Annotated in this window: 17 protein-coding genes and 2 pseudogenes; 12 read left to right on the forward strand and 7 right to left on the reverse strand. The window is 46.6% G+C overall.

All coding sequences use genetic code 11. From position 1 onward, the window contains the following. The 3 genes from AB7U36_RS08140 to AB7U36_RS08150 form a co-directional block, all read left to right on the forward strand. Positions 1-719 (forward strand): tyrosine-type recombinase/integrase (locus AB7U36_RS08140; protein ID WP_428159289.1); only part of this gene is annotated, 719 nt, incomplete at its 5' end. Further along, entirely contained in the window at positions 706-1059 is a 354-nt protein-coding gene (locus AB7U36_RS08145) for a site-specific integrase (protein WP_428159290.1), read from the forward strand. The genes AB7U36_RS08140 and AB7U36_RS08145, both read left to right, overlap by 14 nt. A gap of 12 nt (positions 1060-1071) precedes the next feature. Then, complete coding sequence (locus AB7U36_RS08150; protein ID WP_428159291.1) at positions 1072-1716, forward strand: tyrosine-type recombinase/integrase; 645 nt, start codon at positions 1072-1074, stop codon at positions 1714-1716. 64 nt (positions 1717-1780) lie between these two features. Here AB7U36_RS08150 and AB7U36_RS08155 read toward each other — a convergent pair whose 3' ends face one another. Next, complete coding sequence (locus AB7U36_RS08155) at positions 1781-2563, reverse strand: reverse transcriptase domain-containing protein (RefSeq protein WP_428159292.1); 783 nt, start codon at positions 2561-2563, stop codon at positions 1781-1783. A gap of 476 nt (positions 2564-3039) precedes the next feature. Beyond that, positions 3040-3165 (reverse strand): hypothetical protein, encoded by a 126-nt coding sequence (locus AB7U36_RS08160; protein ID WP_280985088.1) that lies wholly within the window; start codon positions 3163-3165, stop codon positions 3040-3042. 308 nt (positions 3166-3473) lie between these two features. Here AB7U36_RS08160 and AB7U36_RS08165 point away from each other — a divergent pair, with 308 nt between their 5' ends. The 9 genes and pseudogenes from AB7U36_RS08165 (at position 3474) to AB7U36_RS08205 (ending at position 11020) form a co-directional block, all read left to right on the forward strand. Beyond that, positions 3474-4214, forward strand: coding sequence for a hypothetical protein (locus AB7U36_RS08165; protein WP_428159293.1), 741 nt, complete (start codon positions 3474-3476; stop codon positions 4212-4214). Between the two features lie 209 nt (positions 4215-4423). After that, a complete protein-coding gene (locus AB7U36_RS08170) occupies positions 4424-4891 on the forward strand; it encodes a hypothetical protein (RefSeq protein ID WP_428159294.1) in 468 nt (155 codons plus the stop codon). 163 nt (positions 4892-5054) lie between these two features. Then, positions 5055-5606 (forward strand): annotated as a pseudogene (locus tag AB7U36_RS08175) (DDE-type integrase/transposase/recombinase); the annotation flags it as partial. A gap of 135 nt (positions 5607-5741) precedes the next feature. Next, positions 5742-6986 carry a tyrosine-type recombinase/integrase gene (locus AB7U36_RS08180; protein ID WP_428159295.1) on the forward strand — a complete coding sequence of 415 codons (1245 nt, stop codon included), beginning with the start codon at positions 5742-5744 and terminating at the stop codon, positions 6984-6986. After that, positions 6983-7918: a tyrosine-type recombinase/integrase gene (locus tag AB7U36_RS08185; RefSeq protein ID WP_428159296.1), complete on the forward strand. Its 936-nt coding sequence runs from the start codon at positions 6983-6985 to the stop codon at positions 7916-7918. The genes AB7U36_RS08180 and AB7U36_RS08185 overlap by 4 nt, the downstream gene beginning before the upstream one ends. Continuing rightward, positions 7915-8913, forward strand: a complete 999-nt coding sequence (locus AB7U36_RS08190) for a tyrosine-type recombinase/integrase (RefSeq protein WP_428159297.1) — start codon at positions 7915-7917, stop codon at positions 8911-8913. The genes AB7U36_RS08185 and AB7U36_RS08190 overlap by 4 nt, the downstream gene beginning before the upstream one ends. A gap of 115 nt (positions 8914-9028) precedes the next feature. Continuing rightward, positions 9029-9631: pseudogene (locus tag AB7U36_RS08195) on the forward strand (IS481 family transposase); the annotation flags it as partial. Then, a complete protein-coding gene (locus AB7U36_RS08200) occupies positions 9624-10211 on the forward strand; it encodes a hypothetical protein (protein ID WP_428159298.1) in 588 nt (195 codons plus the stop codon). The pseudogene AB7U36_RS08195 and the gene AB7U36_RS08200, both read left to right, overlap by 8 nt. 71 nt (positions 10212-10282) lie before the next feature. After that, positions 10283-11020, forward strand: coding sequence for a DNA-primase RepB domain-containing protein (locus tag AB7U36_RS08205; protein WP_428159299.1), 738 nt, complete (start codon positions 10283-10285; stop codon positions 11018-11020). A gap of 141 nt (positions 11021-11161) precedes the next feature. Here the strand turns inward: AB7U36_RS08205 and AB7U36_RS08210 are convergent, their stop codons facing one another. The 5 genes from AB7U36_RS08210 to AB7U36_RS08230 all read right to left on the reverse strand — a co-directional run bounded on the left by AB7U36_RS08210 (position 11162) and on the right by AB7U36_RS08230 (position 13331). Further along, a complete protein-coding gene (locus AB7U36_RS08210; protein ID WP_428159300.1) occupies positions 11162-11368 on the reverse strand; it encodes a hypothetical protein in 207 nt (68 codons plus the stop codon). Next, on the reverse strand, positions 11368-12174 hold the full coding sequence (locus tag AB7U36_RS08215; protein WP_428159301.1) for an ArdC-like ssDNA-binding domain-containing protein: 807 nt from the start codon (positions 12172-12174) through the stop codon (positions 11368-11370). Before AB7U36_RS08215 ends, AB7U36_RS08210 begins: the two co-directional genes overlap by 1 nt. 25 nt (positions 12175-12199) lie before the next feature. After that, the gene (locus AB7U36_RS08220; protein WP_428159302.1) at positions 12200-12388 is read right to left on the reverse strand and encodes a hypothetical protein; all 189 of its coding nucleotides are present in this window, start codon (positions 12386-12388) and stop codon (positions 12200-12202) included. 222 nt (positions 12389-12610) lie between these two features. Next, positions 12611-12997 (reverse strand): DUF2958 domain-containing protein, encoded by a 387-nt coding sequence (locus AB7U36_RS08225; RefSeq protein ID WP_428159303.1) that lies wholly within the window; start codon positions 12995-12997, stop codon positions 12611-12613. Positions 12998-13019: 22 nt separating this feature from the next. Beyond that, on the reverse strand, positions 13020-13331 hold the full coding sequence (locus AB7U36_RS08230) for a hypothetical protein (RefSeq protein ID WP_428159304.1): 312 nt from the start codon (positions 13329-13331) through the stop codon (positions 13020-13022). Positions 13332-13868: the final 537 nt, after the last annotated feature.

Genomic DNA, 13868 nt, shown 5'->3' on the forward strand with positions numbered 1-13868 from the left:
GCACCGGACATGCGGCATATATCCTGCCGAATAACTATTATTCCCCCGGCCCCCAGTATGTACCGCATATCTATACGCAGAACGAACTGATGTGTTTCTTTGCGGAAACGGATAAATGCCATTTCTGTTCGGAATGTCCCTGGCGGCATTTGGTTATGCCGGTCTTTTTCCGGCTGTTGTTTGAATGCGGGCTACGCTGTTCGGAAGCGAGACTTTTGCTTGTCCACGATGTGGAACTCGCAAAAGGTTGCTTAACCATAAAAGAATCCAAGAACCGTAATAGTCGGTTGGTGATGGTATCGGCATCCATGCTGAAACGTCTCAGAGAATATGCTGACGCGGTGCATCCATTCTCGGACGAAAGCGCATTCTTTTTTCCGGGAGCTCCCGGCTGCCCGATGACGCTGGGAAATGTCTACAAAAATTTCCGGCGTTTTCTTTGGCAGGCTGGCATATCCCACACGGGTGATGGGCCAAGGGTTCATGATTTCCGTCATACCTTTGCAGTCTACCGGCTTAAAGCCTGGTCGGAACAGGGCAAGGACCTGCTGGCCATGCTCCCGGTTTTGAAGACCTACCTGGGCCATGACAGCTTTAATGAGACGGCGTACTATCTACGCATGACAGCGGACGTATTTCCGTATATCCGTATGAGGCTTGAAGGTGCGTTTGGGGATATCATCCCGGACATGGGAGGTAATTCGTATGAAGCCGACTGACTTCTCCATCTACCTAACACAGTTCCTCTCTGATTACCTGTCTGGGCAGAAGAACGTGAGCCCCAATACCATCCGGTCCTATAGAGATACCTTCAAGCTCCTACTCCGGTATTTTAAGGAACAGGAGAGGATACCTCCTGAGAAGATCACAATGTCCTGCATCAACCAAGTGAGCGTCACTTCCTTCCTTGATTGGCTGGAAACAGAGCGTGGGTGTGCTGTGACTACCCGCAACCTTCGGTTGACGGCAATCCATTCTTTTTTCCGGTATGCGCAGGCGGAATCTCCAGAGTCACTGTTTCATTTCCAGAAGGTGATTGCAATACCAGTCAAACGATGAAGGAAGAAGATTGTGGAGCACTTGACCCCCGAAGGGATACGCCTGTTGCTGGCACAGCCAGACCGCAACTGCACGAAAGGACGCCGCGACCTTGTAATGCTGAGCACACTATATGACAGTGGCGCACGTGTACAGGAATTGATTGATTTAAGCATTGGTGACTTTATCCCCGGGGCGGATGCAGTTCTCGTACTTATTGGCAAAGGAAACAAGACGCGGCGTGTCCCGCTAATGAAGAATACCGCCAGCCTCCTTGTTGCTTATATTTCGGAAAACCACCTGGAGGCACCGCATAAGATGACATACCCACTCTTTACAAACAGTCAACACAACCGGCTTACAAAGGAGGGTGTTGCCTACGTGCTCGGGAAATATGCAGTCCAGGCACATAAAATATCAAATGTTGTCCCTGTGAAGGTGAAATGCCATATGCTTCGCCATTCGAAGGCCGTCCATCTGCTCCAGGCGGGGGTGAATCTCATATATATCCGCGATTTCCTGGGCCATACAAACATCAAGACCACAGAGATTTATGCTAGAACCGATACGGAATTAAAACGCAAGGCACTGGAGAATGCCTATCCTGATCTTGTGGATCCGGTTCTCCCCGACTGGAACAACAATACCGAATTGATGTCTTGGTTATCCAGCCTGTAAGCTTACAGATAACTATGCAAAGTAAATCGGAGAGAAATGCATCAATTTCAAGCCTTTCTTGTAGTTACTTTGCATAGTCTTCTTCTTTGCATAACCCGCCTTGTGGCGTGCCGGATTCTGAATGGTAGTATTTTTCTTCTTCCATTACACCTGCTTTCAACCACTTTCCCAATAGCCGGATGATTCCACCATCATTGACCCGTTGCTTTATGAATTCCCTTAGATGGCCGTGGTCAATGTTATCAAATAATCCTGTAATATCTGCACTCACAATCCAGTTGCTGTTACACTTTATGCAACTTTCCCGCAGCTGCTTTATTGCCATGTGCTGGCTGTGTCCGGCTCGAAAGCCATGAGAAAAGTCATAGAAATTTGGCTCGTATATAGCGCTCAGTATCATCTCTACGGCTTTTTGGACAATCTTATCCTCAAATGCCGGTATACCGATTGGACGCATTTTGCCGTTGTCTTTCTCTATCCATATTCTTTTCACTGGTGTTGCAACGTACTGACCTCTGCTCAGTCGCTGATGTAGATTATAGAGGTTTTTATCAAGCTCAACCGCATATTCTGAGGCTGACACTTCATCAACACCGATGGACTTGCCTTTCTTAATCCTTCGGTGGGCTTCATGCAGTAATGGCAGGTTTATTCTGTGTGCCACTGCGGTGAATACCATTTCTGGATTCTCTCTTGCCATACCGGCAATCTTTTGCAAAGATGCTTCCCCAACAAGCACCGGAGGTTTATCCTCGTCTGCTAAACGGTGCTGGTTGTTGTGAGTGGTCCGTTCCACACTTTTACGGTTCTGTTCTGATGTGGTTTGTGACCTCTGTGTGTCTTCCATAGTTCTTCACCTTAAAACGTTATGCCCGGTTTCACCTTCCCTGCAGTGGGTCGCTTGGACATCACTTCCCGACCTTACCAATCAACGGATTTCCGTTGATTAACGGTACTATGTTCCACTAAGACTGCCTAAAGTCCATCTCAGGTTTGTTTGCTATTCGCTCTCCTCGCCTGATACCTTGTGTGTTCCCCTTATTTGTAGCTCCGGAATACATTCCAAATATGCATTCCAGACTTGCTCAGAAGAGGAAAACGATCGTCCTGAACACCGGGAGTTTTTTTTTGGTACGGATCTCCTGGAACCGTCAATAATACAAGGAAACTTTGGGCTCTCTCAAGTTCCCGAGCCACCCCTTTGAATACATGCCCTGGTCTCAGACTACGGTGGTGTCCTCTATTCTGGCCTGAACGTATAGAGAACTGCTGCCTTCCGTTTTATCGAGAACGTCGGCTTTCATCACCACGCTTGGTGGGAATTTATCCAATGACCACAATAATACTTTTTTCGGAGCTCAATACAGGGCCTGCATCCTCACTCATGCCCGGCTTAGGATTCCCGTCTCCGGGTTTACCCTCGGGCATTGCTACTGAACTGCTGGCCATGCTTTATTCAGATGGGACTCTCACCCATTGGGTAACAATAGCAAATTTCCTGGCTTTACTTCCTCCTTTCCCAATGCTTCGGGCTTGCTTGACGCAACGATGATCCAGTTTTTTGGGATTAGACAATGTCACAATATTGGGAAATGTAAAGGCTGGTCAAGTCGATGGTATAATACCAACTATTCCAGCTGATATCTCATCCATCGGTTGGCCAGCCTCTACTGAGCAGAATAAAATAAGTTTTACTTGAATACAAGGGTTCCATTGCGATATAGGCTTCATTTCTGCAAATAATAAATGAGGCGGATGTGTTAATAGAGAAGCTGTTGCCGTTTGTTGAAAATTATACCGAGTCACTGAATACTGAGTTAACAGAGTCTTCCCCTGGGATGACCTTAAGTAAATCACAAAAATTCTGGCTGGGTTTCTGCATCACTGGAATCATTTTAACCAACAGCATCAATTGGGCTGCTTTTTCCCGTATCAGCATAGGACGGTATAAAAAAACAGCTCTTTCCTGGATGTTTCGCCATTCTAAAATTGCTTGGGAGCATCTGTTCCACTTCAGTCTCAAAATTATTTTCAAAGTATATGGTATCACCAAAGGCGTTGTCAGTATTGATGATTCCGATAAAAAGCGCAGTAAATGTACAACAAAAATTTTTGGCGTCCACAAAATAAAAGACAAATCAACAGGCGGTTTTTGCATGGGGCAAGGTTTGGTATTTTTGGTATTGGTAACACCGAAAATAACCATTCCAATAGGCTACGCCTTTCATGTTCCTGATCCAAAAATCAGCGAATGGGTCAAGGAGGATAAAAGGTTAAAAAAGGCTGGAGTACCAAAATCAAAACGCTCGAAAAAGCCGGTGCGATCAGATGAATATCCAACTATTTCAAGTATTTCTATAGCTCTTTTAAAAACCTTTGTACAGCAACACCCTGAAATAAAAATAGAAGCAATTGTTGCAGATGCCTTGTATGGTAATGCTGAGTTCATGGATGAAGCTTCAAAAATTGCAGGAAGTGAGTGCGGCCTCAAAAAATGATGGAAAAAATCGCTAAAATGGTCCAGAAAAGTGAGGGAAAAAGTAAGGGGCCCCCTCACGTTCCTTGGCCGGTGCGTTGATGGAGGGCCCCTGCCACATTAACCAATGGCGGGAACTATGATATCATTAGACGTGCTTACCCAACAATCGTTATTTTCGCTTCTTCATCAAATTGACTTGGATCTGGCGAGCCAAACCAAAAAACGCGGATGCCCTACTGTGAAGGACCGTTGCACGATGCCAATTACTGGCGTAAACCGCGTGGCGGTCCTCCAAATCTTGAAAAACTCTTTGAGCTTCGTTACAGCCTTTGCTGCGGGCGTGAAGGATGCCGCCGGCGCGTCATGCCTCCATCGGTCAGGTTTTGGGGGCGCCGGGTCTATTGGGCACCTGTGATTTTGTTGCTCACCGCCCTTCGTCAGGGGAAAAATCCGGATGTGACCCTGGAGCGTTTAAAGGGAATTTGCGGGGTTTGGAGATCCACCGTCAATCGCTGGAGGGATTATTTTTTAGACATTTTTCCAGATAGCTATACCTGGCGCGGCCTTTCAGGACATTTTTTGACAAAGAAAAGGGATCGGCTGATTCATGATCTGCTATCCAGCTACTATCAGAAAATACAGCCACCAGAATCTGCAATGGTCAAGTGCCTTCAAGCGCTCGCTATGGGACCTTGAAAGCCAGGATAGTTAAGGGATCTCTCCGTTGAGAGCGGACCACGCAGAAGTTGGGCTGGTTTCAGGGGGAAATCAATTTGTTACAAGGTGTCAGCTCACGGTTTTGCCCCCGTTTGTCTCCATGGTGGAGGCCGGAGGAAGCAAAACCGAAAGGAGAGACATCATGAGCAACACTCAAGCGCCTATTTGGCGGCGCTGGGGACAATTTCGTTTCTCAGTGATTGGTGAACTGTTGTCCAGCCCGCCTGCCAAGGGGCAGCTGCAGCAGGAAATTCAACGGCTTTCACAAAAAATTTATCAACACCCCATTGACGAAAACCGCAAATTCACATTGGGTGCATCGACCATTGAACGGTGGTATTATAAAGCCAAAGTGGTTGATGATCCGGTAGTTGTCCTGGGGCGAAAACTTCGATCCGACGCTGGGATACGCTGGGCCATGCCCGAAGCACTGTTGGATGCGTCCGGGAACTGGCTTCAGCCCATGGTACTGGCGATCCTTGATGACCATTCCCGTATTTGCTGCCACCTGCAGTTTTATCTGGCCGAAACTGCTGAGTGCCTGGTTCATGGACTGATCCAGGCTTTTATGAAACGGGGGCTGCCCAGGTCATTGATGACCGACAACGGGTCGGCAATGCTGGCACAGGAAACCACACAGGGGCTTGCCCGTCTGGGCATTGATCACAAAACCACGTTGCCTTACTCCCCATATCATTATGTTGCGTAGAAAAATATGTGGTGTAAAACTTTAACTCGCCTTAGTCATAAGGCAATAAGCTGATATTGCACAACATAATATTTCGATTGATGATGGAGCTCTATATAACCTAATAGAAAGGAGGCCATCATGTTTGAAATTTTATTCAAGCGATCAAAAACAATAGCCCACCACCGTAAAGCCCCGTATTTGAAAGCCCGGGAGCAGTTTCTGAAATCATGTGCGAGTAAAGGATATTCTCACTCCATGTTGAAAAAGATAGCCTGGGTGTTGTGTGCGATAGCACCCGAAATCGATATTCAGAAGGGTAAAATTACAACACAGGACATTGAACAAGTTATAAACAATGGTATACGCTTTAAACACTCTTCCCAAAATTCGCAATTCCCGGAAAGCACTCGCCAGCTGTTTGTTCATATATCGACTGAATGGATGCGTAGCATCGGCTGTTTTCAGGCACCTTGTGAGGCTGAAGGGGCATTCTCCACTCAGATATCAGCCTATGTCAAATATTTAAGCGAAGAGAAAGGCTTGTCACCATCAACCATATCGACTCGCTGTGAACGGTTGGGTTGGTTTTTCCAAAGTTTAGATCCATCTCGCAGTTGCATTGGTGAGATAAACATTGCTGACGTGGATGCTTTCATTGATGAAAAAGGTAAACAAGGATGGAAGCGTTCGTCACTATCAAGTTTGGCCAGCAGTTTGCGTTGTTTTTTCCGCTACGCTGAAAGTAAGAACTGGTGTATGCCGGGTATTTCAACTGTGATAGACTCACCCCGGATATATGCTTTAGAAGGATTGCCAAAAGGGCCGAAGTGGGAAGATGTGCAACGCCTTTTAGCAAGCACAATCGGGGATAGTCCCAATGAAATCCGAGCCCGTGCCATCTTAATGCTCCTTGCCGTTTACGGGTTCCGCCGCGGTGAGGTAGCCCGGCTGCAGTTAAATGACCTTGATTGGGGTGATGAGCAAATAATGCTCTCACGCCCAAAGCAACGCCGCATCCAATATTATCCTTTATTGCATGAAGTAGGAGAGGCTATTTTGCGCTATTTGAAGGAAGCACGGCCTTATTCCAGACACCGAAACCTGTTTCTAACATTGGCCGCTCCCATTCGACCTCTTTCGGCCTCAAGTATATCCGCCATTGTACGTTCTCGATTAAAGGCTTTGGGGATAGTCTTACCCTGCTATGGAGCCCATTGCCTTCGTCATGCCTGTGCCAGTCATCTTCTTACTTCAGGTTTCACATTGAAACAAATAGGAGACTATCTTGGTCACCATACGGCAAATTCCACAATCAAATATACTAAAATTGATCTTGCCGGATTGCGGCAGGTCTCAGAATTTGATCTGGGGGGACTGTTATGAATATTTTAAAAATCATTTCATTGTATATTTCTCATAAACGTTCTTTAGGACACCGATATCAAAACGAGGAGGCTATTCTAAAAGCATTTTGCAAGAAAGCGGGAAATGGGTCCATCATCGCCGTTGAAGCAGAGACCGTACTTTCCTTTCTCAGCGGTTCCGGGGGACCGCTCACCGAAACCGGGTTAAAAAAATATCGCGCGCTTTCCGGTTTCTATAGATTCGCTATGGCACGTGGATACGCTATTGAGTCACCTTTACCGAAAAATCCTCCAAAGGCGATATCTACGTTTGTGCCCTATATATACTCCCATGAAGAACTCAAACGCCTCCTTAATGTTGTTCCTGCTGCATGCGGAGGACGATCTCCTGTAGATGAGGACGTTTTTAGAATTTTCTTCCTGCTGCTTTATGGTACAGGATTACGCATGGGTGAAGCACTGGCCCTAACTCTGACAGATGTGGATCTACGCCAGGCACTTTTGCATATTCGCAAAACAAAATTTTTTAAAAGCCGTTTAATTCCTTTAGGCAAGGACTTAACCAAAGTTTTATCCGAATACGTTTCCAACATACGTCATGGGGGCGCTATGGTAAAAACGCCTCTTTTTTGTTTTCATGACGGATCACCTTTGAGTCAGTCGGCTGCACGTAGTGTTTTTAGGCGGATGCGTTCACACGCCGGGATACATTGTGACGGCGGCCCTCGTCACCAACCCCGCCTTCATGATCTTAGACATAGCTTTGCGGTTCATCGCCTTATTTCATGGTATCGCAGCGGTGAAGACCTTCAGATACTGCTACCTAAACTTGCAACATCTCTTGGACATGTGGATTTGTCTTCAACACAACGTTATTTGACTTTGACACCAGAATTATTGCAACAGGCAAGTCTGCGGTTTGAACATTATGCCAGAGGAGGACTATCATGACGAACACGACCTTATTTGGCACCTGGGTAAAGCGATTTTTGCTGGAATACCTGGTAAACGAAAGAAATCTTTCCATCAACACTCGTGCCAGCTACCGTGATATGCTGGTACTGTTTCTATCTTACATTGCAGCATATCTCAACAAGCCTGTTGACCGCTTGAAAATCAACGATATTTCCCCTCAATTGGTTAAAAATTTTCTCAATCATATAGAAAAAGACCGCCATTGCAGTGCCAGCACCCGCAATCAACGTCTTGGTGGTCTGCATGCACTGGCACGATTTATTGGGGAGAACAGCCCTGAGCACATCGAATGGTGTACACAAATCAGACTCATCTCTTTCAAAAAAACTACCCGGCCGGCAATAACTTACCTTGACAAACCTGAAATGGATGCAATTTTGGACGCATCTGATCGAAGTCTTCCCCAAGGTCAGCGTGATCATGCTATCTTACTTTTCCTTTATAATTCAGGAGCACGAGTTAGCGAAGCTGCGAATCTAAGAATCCTGGATATTGATTGGTACCGCCAAAGTGTAAAAATCATCGGAAAGGGCAACAAGCATCGTATTTGTCCACTGTGGCCCATCACCATGGAACAACTTCAGTGGGTCGTTGATCAACGTGATTCTACACAACACGTATTCCTTAATCGCAATGGAAAACCCATAACTCGTTTCGGCATTCATGCTTTGGTTCAGCGTCATTCTCAAAGGGCTGCAGCCCAATGCCCTTCTCTCAACACAAAACATGTTAGCCCACACGTGATCAGACACTCTACAGCAACCCATCTTTTACGTTCCGGTGTAGACATTAACACCATCCGTGCTTGGTTGGGACATGTTTCGATTAACACCACCAACATTTATGCTGAAACAGATCTTGAAACTAAAGCCAAAGCTCTTGCTACATGTGCACCGAGAACGGGTACTGCAAAAAAAACGAAGCCGTGGAAACAGCAAGCTGATCTGATGACTTTTCTCGCTGGCTTATAGAAAAAATTATGTGGTGTTCAGTAGGATAGGAATTAGGCGCTATATGCATTTGATGCCCTAACACCACATATTTTTCTACGCAACATAATGATATTTATGTGATTGAACACATAAATATCAAAATGGTAAGCAGGAAGTCTTCTGGGGCCAGCTTGAAGGGCGGCTTTTGGAGCTGGTACGCAAACACAAGGACTTGAAACTGTCCTTTTTAAATCAGGCAGCCCAAGCCTGGGTCGAGCAGGATTACCATCGCAGATTCAACCGGGAGATTAACTCAACCCCTTTGGATCGCCTTCTTAACGGTAAAAGCGTTGCCAGGAATATCCCGGAAAGTGAGGTCCTGCGCCTTGCCTTCACACGCAGGGTGACCCGTAAGCCAAGGCGTAGTGACGCCACCGTCGCTGTTGGCGGTATTCGCTATGAACTGCCGTCCCGGTTCAGCCACATGGAATCGGTTGTCTTACGTTTTGCCGGCTGGGATAGAAGTCAGTTGACTTTGGTGGACCCCAAGACCGATGCCCCCCTTGCACAACTGCTGCCCCAGGACAAAACCGCCAATGCTTCAGGAAAACGCCGGGTGATCTCCCCTGAAATTTCCCAGACAGATCCTTTTGACACACTTGAATACCCGGCGCTGCTAAAAAAATGGATGGCCGATCACGCGGCCACCGGACTGCCGCCTGCTTATTTGCTCAAGGAGGAAGACACCATTGAATAACATTGATATTAAAAGCCTGTATGGCCTGAAGTATAACCCTTTTTTACCCAATATCCCCGAAGAGGCTCTCTATCGGCTTCCTGGTTCGGAAACGTTTGAACTTCGTATCCGTTCCATGGCCCAACAGGGCGGCTTTGCTTTGATTACCGGAGAACCCGGGTTGGGCAAAAGCAAAACCCTGCATAAAATGGCCTGCAACCTGGAGAAAGTCCCTGATCTTGCCGTCGGGGTTATGTTTACTGTGCTTTGTGGTGATAACAGACTCCCTGAGAGATTTCGCTCTCCGGAACTGTTGCCATTGGGAAGCCGAATCGGCCCAAGATTGGTTCTTGAGCCACTGACGCCGGATCAGTTACAGGATTATCTTCATTTTGCATTGGATCAGGCAGGAAACAGCCAGTTGATGACCGACGCATTGATACGGACCCTTGCCGGCCATGCCGCCAACAATCTGCGGATTCTCAACCAGATGGCTGCAGAGCTTCTAAATGCTGCCGCAGTGAAAGAATTGCCAAAAATTGACGAATCTTTATTTTTTCAATTATTCTCACCCAGCCGATCCAGACCAAAACAAAATTAAAATTCTTATCAGACAACCACCCCAAAAATAAAATTTGGAAAATCTGTAATTATTTTAACCATCACTTCAGCTTGGCTGTTCTTGACGAATCAACAGGCAAGTGGCCAGTCGTCCCTTCCCCTAAAAATATCCCCTATCTTAAAGCCGAAAATGCCGGCGGCAGACACATCCTGCTTAAACCGAATTCTGCTATCCAACCGTATTATTTTCTTGCAGACGATTTAAACAGCGACCTGCTTACCCGACATCATCAATTCAAACCGGGAGTTTTTAAACCCGGCAGAATGGTCATAGAAACTTCACCCGGCAACTATCAGGTATGGATTCATAGTTCTCGCCCCCTTGAGCTTGCTGAAAAACGGTATTGGCTGGAAAAACTGCACAGCGACCCCGGTGCGGACCCTAAAAACAGATGGGGTAGATGCCCCGGGTTCAGGAATAGAAAAGCAAAACACAAAACGCTTTCAGGGCAGTATCCATTGGCAAAACTCGTCTGGGTTGATTGGAAAAACCAGGCGAATATCCCTGAAATACAACTACCCTCCTGTTCTCAAAAGGCTTTTTCCCATCAACCCCAGGGGGGAGTGTGTCATAAAAACAATATTAACCGGTCCCTTTATAATAAAGGTAACGAATCCGCCACTGATTTAGCATATGCTTTGGCTCTCTATCGAAGAGGGTTTACCCGAACGGAAATTTACAATCGTATTATTCAGGAAAGACAGGATTGGAGCAATCATGCTGGTGAGCGAAGAAAAGCACAGTATCTGACGAGGACTTTACTGAAAGCAGAAAAAATTATCGGTTAAAATTGAATACATCTCAATTTTTGCTCACGCCTTCCTGCTCATATTTTAAAAAACACGACCTATACGCACAATGCGTCCCTCATATTTGTTGACCATCAATCCATCAATTTGCGAGTCCGCGCTCACCAATCCGGGAAAAAATCACACATTTTCATTACCTCCATTCTTGTTAAGCCCGTATTGAGTTTCGATGGCCTGGCGACAAGCTGTGCAAAGGCCGTGGCTAACCATCTCGCCATTTTTTGCCAGAACCTGGTAGTTTTTCGTTTCAGGGCAATATCTCTCCGAAATCAGCGCACCGCACCAGGCACATACAGTTCTTATTTTCATAGACTTTTTTCCTTTCATCAGGCGACCTTCTGGTTGTTTTCAATTCCGTCAGCACGGCCATGAAGGATGAGGTTCAAAATCTTTTCACAATCAGACAGGACCTTCAGGCAGGCCTTTTCAGGGCTCATTTTCACTTTCTTGGCATAGTGGCTGATGTATCTGAAACTGTTGCCCGTGGTGTCCTCTATACTTTTGCCAGCGATGCGGGAAAGAGCCTGGGCGGACAGCTCGGCTGTGATCTCCTGGAACGGGTCCTGACCTGCTTTCAAATTGCCTTTGATGATAAAGTCCGCCGTGTGGGAGAGCTCATGGAAAAATGTTTTTTCCGATGGTGTAGCCAAGGCGATTTCTTTGCGGGCGGGGGAGAAATAGCCGTAATAACGGTAGTTGCCTGGGACCGCTTTTACATTGATTTCCCAGTCATACGCCCTTTGAAGTAAGGGCAACTCGGGCAGCTCAATGTTCTGATAATCCAGGGGCAGGCCCTCAGTATCCTCAACCCGGAATACCGGCATAGCCTTGAAAAAGGTCAAGACCTGCTGTTCTTCTTCCGTTTCTTCGTCCTGCTGCCTCCGAAAGCAAGGCACCAGGATGTAGACGGCCTTGGCTCCCTTCTTCACATGACGATGTACTGTCTTCCACTGGTTGAACCCCCTGGCATCCGCAGTCCCTGAAAGGAACTGAATGGTGCGGTTGGTGAACGACCACTGGGTGCTGGGGATATCGGGAATAGGGAAGCTGGCTACGGCTACAGCATCGGGGATGTCTCCACTTTCAAAAGCTGAAACGATTGACTGTAAAACGGCTTGGATGTTCTTGTTCATAATATTCTCCTTGATTTTAGATGGGTTAATAGCCGCACTGTGAGCAGATGATGACGGGCTCTTTGCCGTTGCGGATCGTTATGTCATTCCCGAAAAAATGGCCGAAAGTGATATGATGTCCGCAATCCAGGCGGAACTTCTGGCCTTCAAGGGCTTTGAAAATCTTTCTCAAAGCTTCGGTGTTCTGGTATGTTTCTTTCTGCTGTTTGGTCATGGTGTCCTCCAATAAAAAAGGCCACCCAGAGCGGATCCCCCGGATGGCCTTCAAATTGATGTTTTAAGCTGTTTTTATTTTGTTGGTGTATCTTCATATTCCTTTTGCCTGATATCCCGAATTGGGACATTGGTGCTGGGCATAAAAAAACCTCCACTGGGGATACCCAGGAAGGCCTCTAATTCTCGATTTTCGGGTTGTTTTTGCTATTTGAAAGTAATATTAAGGGTTCAGGGAATACCAGGTCCAAGGGTCCCTGTCGGGGGCAGAATCCGTGTCGAAATAAATACATCCGCCACGCCGTATCAAGTCAACCTGACCCGCAGCCTTTGGAGTCCAGGAGACATCGTACCGGACCTGGTACAGCCCGAGAACGTTGATGTCTTTCAGCTCCTGGAAGCTGACATATCCCCATTCAGCCATTTCCAGGTCGCCATTCAAGATACAAAAGCCGAACATCGTATCTGTCTGGTCAAACTCTGCGATAAACCAATGGCTCGACCCGATATGAAAATGGGCGTGGATGATTTTGTCCTGGGTGCTGATATGGTCCGTTTCATACAGGCCAGGGATGCTTGCCAGTTGTGTTTCTGTCGGTGTGTTTTTCATAATAACCTCCTGATTAAAAATGTTAATGAAACGGCTTGTATTGCTCGTTTAACGACCGTTTAAGGTCTTGGATGACCTCCGATGCGTCGGTTCTTTTCATCGTGCTCAAACCGGCTCCAAATTGGCGGAAACACCTATTGTTCAGATGTTCGATGCTGATACTGTTTTGCTGGGCAAGGAGCCGGATGTACCAAAACTGCCTTGGTGTGATTAGACGTTCTTTCCAATCTGGGTGTTCCTTGCGGATAAATCTGATGGTTCCTGAACGCGGTAAATCATCCGGTGGTTGTGTAAAACGTTGTAAAGTCTTGGTTTTTGAAATGTGTTCGAGCATAAAAATCTCCTTTGTTGTGAGTAAAAATACGAAAGGGCCTGCCCGGAATGGACAAGCCCTTGTTGATGGTTTTTGTGTTGGTGCTTTTTTCCGCTCAATCACTGGGACAGGGGGAGGGGTATGGTGTGCTGTTAAGTTGTAAGTTTTGGTTGGGTGCTGGGTGGGGTGGTGCTGGCTCACGATAAAGGTCTGTGAGTCGAAACCCTTGTCAATAAAGCCAACCGCCCCTATAATTGACCGTATGGGTAAGGCTCTACCTCAAAGATACGGGTTCCCCGAGGCGATAAATCCGTGGATTTTGAAAATGACGGCTATGATGCTTTGGGAAAAGGTCTTACCGATAAAAAGAGGAGGGTAGGATGGAAGGTATGGTGCTTGGGTGGATTGGCTCTATTTGTAATTATTTACCACTAAGGGACTTAGCCGATCTCAATTTACCGTTAATGGTCGAATAGTAATATCCCACTGAGGAAGCTGGGTAGAACGATCAAGGCGCTTTTCAAGTTCTGCTTTCTCCTTTGTGCATAGGGTGATTCC

It is taken from the genome of Desulfobacter sp. (assembly GCF_050177295.1).

Bases quoted from the DNA above. Each gene is read 5' to 3' on its own strand.
- AB7U36_RS08145 (WP_428159290.1), top strand. From the start codon at position 706: ATGAAGCCGACTGACTTCTCCATCTACCTAACACAGTTCCTCTCTGAT.
- AB7U36_RS08210 (WP_428159300.1), bottom strand. From the start codon at position 11,368: ATGAAAGGAAAAAAGTCTATGAAAATAAGAACTGTATGTGCCTGGTGC.
- AB7U36_RS08160 (WP_280985088.1), bottom strand. From the start codon at position 3,165: ATGGCCAGCAGTTCAGTAGCAATGCCCGAGGGTAAACCCGGAGACGGG.
- AB7U36_RS08215 (WP_428159301.1), bottom strand. From the start codon at position 12,174: ATGAACAAGAACATCCAAGCCGTTTTACAGTCAATCGTTTCAGCTTTT.
- AB7U36_RS08170 (WP_428159294.1), top strand. From the start codon at position 4,424: ATGCCCTACTGTGAAGGACCGTTGCACGATGCCAATTACTGGCGTAAA.
- AB7U36_RS08155 (WP_428159292.1), bottom strand. From the start codon at position 2,563: ATGGAAGACACACAGAGGTCACAAACCACATCAGAACAGAACCGTAAA.
- AB7U36_RS08190 (WP_428159297.1), top strand. From the start codon at position 7,915: ATGACGAACACGACCTTATTTGGCACCTGGGTAAAGCGATTTTTGCTG.
- AB7U36_RS08220 (WP_428159302.1), bottom strand. From the start codon at position 12,388: ATGACCAAACAGCAGAAAGAAACATACCAGAACACCGAAGCTTTGAGA.
- AB7U36_RS08230 (WP_428159304.1), bottom strand. From the start codon at position 13,331: ATGCTCGAACACATTTCAAAAACCAAGACTTTACAACGTTTTACACAA.
- AB7U36_RS08185 (WP_428159296.1), top strand. From the start codon at position 6,983: ATGAATATTTTAAAAATCATTTCATTGTATATTTCTCATAAACGTTCT.
- AB7U36_RS08225 (WP_428159303.1), bottom strand. From the start codon at position 12,997: ATGAAAAACACACCGACAGAAACACAACTGGCAAGCATCCCTGGCCTG.
- AB7U36_RS08180 (WP_428159295.1), top strand. From the start codon at position 5,742: ATGTTTGAAATTTTATTCAAGCGATCAAAAACAATAGCCCACCACCGT.